General features: G+C 50.1%; 1 protein-coding gene, 7 tRNA genes, 1 rRNA gene and 2 pseudogenes. 1 reads left to right on the top strand and 10 read right to left on the bottom strand.

What is annotated here, in order from left to right; genetic code table 11:
- The 5 genes and pseudogenes from NWF35_RS03480 to NWF35_RS03460 all read right to left on the bottom strand — a co-directional run.
- A pseudogene (locus NWF35_RS03480) lies at positions 1-141 on the bottom strand (RNA-guided endonuclease TnpB family protein); the annotation flags it as partial.
- 4 nt (positions 142-145) lie between these two features.
- A pseudogene (locus tag NWF35_RS03475) lies at positions 146-274 on the bottom strand (transposase); the annotation flags it as partial.
- Between the two features lie 284 nt (positions 275-558).
- Positions 559-635: transfer RNA gene (locus NWF35_RS03470), tRNA-Arg, on the bottom strand.
- 5 nt (positions 636-640) lie between these two features.
- Positions 641-727 (bottom strand) — tRNA-Leu (locus NWF35_RS03465).
- Between the two features lie 101 nt (positions 728-828).
- Positions 829-902, bottom strand: a tRNA-Cys gene (locus NWF35_RS03460).
- A gap of 55 nt (positions 903-957) precedes the next feature.
- On the opposite strand from NWF35_RS03460, the gene NWF35_RS03455 reads away from it, so the two are divergent.
- Complete coding sequence (locus NWF35_RS03455) at positions 958-1,383, top strand: YugN family protein (RefSeq protein WP_301237692.1); 426 nt, start codon at positions 958-960, stop codon at positions 1,381-1,383.
- Position 1,384: 1 nt separating this feature from the next.
- On the opposite strand, the gene NWF35_RS03450 is transcribed toward NWF35_RS03455, so the two are convergent.
- From NWF35_RS03450 to rrf, 5 genes are all read right to left on the bottom strand, one after another.
- Positions 1,385-1,458, bottom strand: a tRNA-Trp gene (locus tag NWF35_RS03450).
- 10 nt (positions 1,459-1,468) lie between these two features.
- Positions 1,469-1,544, bottom strand: a tRNA-Thr gene (locus tag NWF35_RS03445).
- Positions 1,545-1,548: 4 nt separating this feature from the next.
- Positions 1,549-1,624, bottom strand: a tRNA-Phe gene (locus tag NWF35_RS03440).
- A gap of 105 nt (positions 1,625-1,729) precedes the next feature.
- Positions 1,730-1,823 (bottom strand) — tRNA-Ser (locus tag NWF35_RS03435).
- A 26-nt stretch (positions 1,824-1,849) separates the two neighbouring features.
- Positions 1,850-1,966 (bottom strand): 5S ribosomal RNA (gene rrf, locus NWF35_RS03430).
- Position 1,967: the final 1 nt, after the last annotated feature.

Below are 1,967 nucleotides of genomic sequence, written 5' to 3'. Positions count from 1 at the left end.
CTTGCTGGTCGCCTTGTTCACGTCGGGATGAAGCAAGAGCCAGTTTGCAAACTCCGTGTTGATCTGTGTCATTCGTTCATACATGGCTTGTTTTAATTTGGTTGGTTTGAATAGTTCTAGCTTGAGTGTGATGGTGGGCATCCATTCACCCCCTTTTCTTTTGTTCTTCCACATATCGCTGGATCGTTTCTCTTGAAACGTTTCCAGCCGTACTAACAAAGAATGAGCGTATCCACAAGCTGGGCAAATGAGACAAGTGATTAAATTCGTGCCTTGTCCCATGGTTTTGGTTTTATCAGTATTTTATTAATAAGCAACAACAAAAAACAAAAAATGTTGCTCTAAACGCCCTCTTCAGAAGGCACCGAGCAACGCCGCCTTTCATCCCACATTTGAAACCGTGGGCGTTCAGGCGACTTTTTCTGTAATTGAACAGGCGAAGCAATCGAATCGTATGAAATAGCTAGCCATGGTGGGAAGTTCAAGCCAGAAATGCTTTAGAGAATCATTACCAACAAAGCAAAACCACCATCCATGTGGATGGTGGTTTTGCTTTGTTGGCGTGCCCTGAGAGATTCGAACTCCCGACCTTCTGATTCGTAGTCAGACGCTCTATCCAGCTGAGCTAAGGGCACATGGTTGGTGCGGACGAAGGGACTTGAACCCCCACGGTCTTGCGACCACAAGATCCTGAATCTTGCGCGTCTGCCAATTCCGCCACGTCCGCGTGTTTCGTTTTTGTCTTTCAATCAGCGGCGACATCATTTATTTTATTATAGCTTGTTTATGATGTCAATCCTTTTTTTGAAGAAATTTTTTTCTAGATTTTGGAGGCGGCACCCGGATTCGAACCGGGGGTAAAGGATTTGCAGTCCTCTGCCTTACCACTTGGCTATGCCGCCTTGTCGCATGATCGACAGTATCCTGTCGCACACTAATGTGAAAGGAGGGGTATCCATGATCCCGTTACACTCACCCGTCATCGAAAACCTACAGGGACGTTATGCCGACGTGGAATCCCTGCTTGATAAAGAAGGGTTCCAACTGGGCGGTGCGTATGAATATGACCACGGTTACTTTGACAAAGCCCTAGACTGGGAATCAGATGCGCATCAGTCTTATTTGCGCATTCCTGTTTCCTCTGTCAAAGGGCGAATCGGTGACTCCAACGCCACCGTCAAGCTCGGCCGGCCTTTTGTGCTGCGTCACGAATACCAAGCCGGACCGGACGACAATGCCGACACCGGTACCTTTTCCGGCTTGATCGACCAGTTCCAAGAACCGGCTGTCAAGGACGCTCCTGTCGCTGAGAAATGGATCGACAGGGCACAATCAGCACTTCGTGAGCTTGAAACCCGGATTGACCAAGAATTCCGGAAGTGATTGGCAGGGGCGGTAGGAATCGAACCCACACTGGAGGTTTTGGAGACCTCTGTTCTGCCATTAAACTACGCCCCTCCACAACCAGTGGTGCCGATGAGAGGACTCGAACCTCCAACCTACTGATTACAAGTCAGTTGCTCTACCAATTGAGCTACATCGGCATGATGGTGGTTCGGGACGGAATCGAACCGCCGACACGAGGATTTTCAGTCCTCTGCTCTACCAACTGAGCTACCGAACCAAGGCGAAAATTATCCTAACACAGTGAAGGGGGATCCGTCAACCGGATTCCTCGTTTTCAAATTGTTGAAAAAAGACTCCTGTTATCCAGAAGTCGGCATGAAAATGGCGGAGAGGGAGGGATTCGAACCCTCGAGGCGGGTTTTGCCCGCCTACACGATTTCCAATCGTGCTCCTTCGGCCAGCTCGGACACCTCTCCGCGTTGCCTATAGAGGAGAAAAACCTGCCTGGCAGCGTCCTACTCTCCCAGGGGCTCCCGCCCCAAGTACCATCGGCGCTGGAGGGCTTAACTTCCGTGTTCGGAATGGGAACGGGTGGTTCCCCTCCGCTATCACCACCAGAC

Origin of the sequence: Polycladomyces subterraneus (assembly GCF_030433435.1) — a bacterium.
GTDB lineage: Bacteria > Bacillota > Bacilli > Thermoactinomycetales > JIR-001 > Polycladomyces > Polycladomyces subterraneus.
Note: the sequence above shows the minus strand (reverse complement) of the source record. Positions and strands in the feature narration are given on the sequence as shown.

What these genes read in the sequence shown, in the direction of transcription:
- NWF35_RS03455 (WP_301237692.1), top strand. Translation starts at nt 958, where the DNA reads ATGATCCCGTTACACTCACCCGTCATCGAAAACCTACAGGGACGTTAT.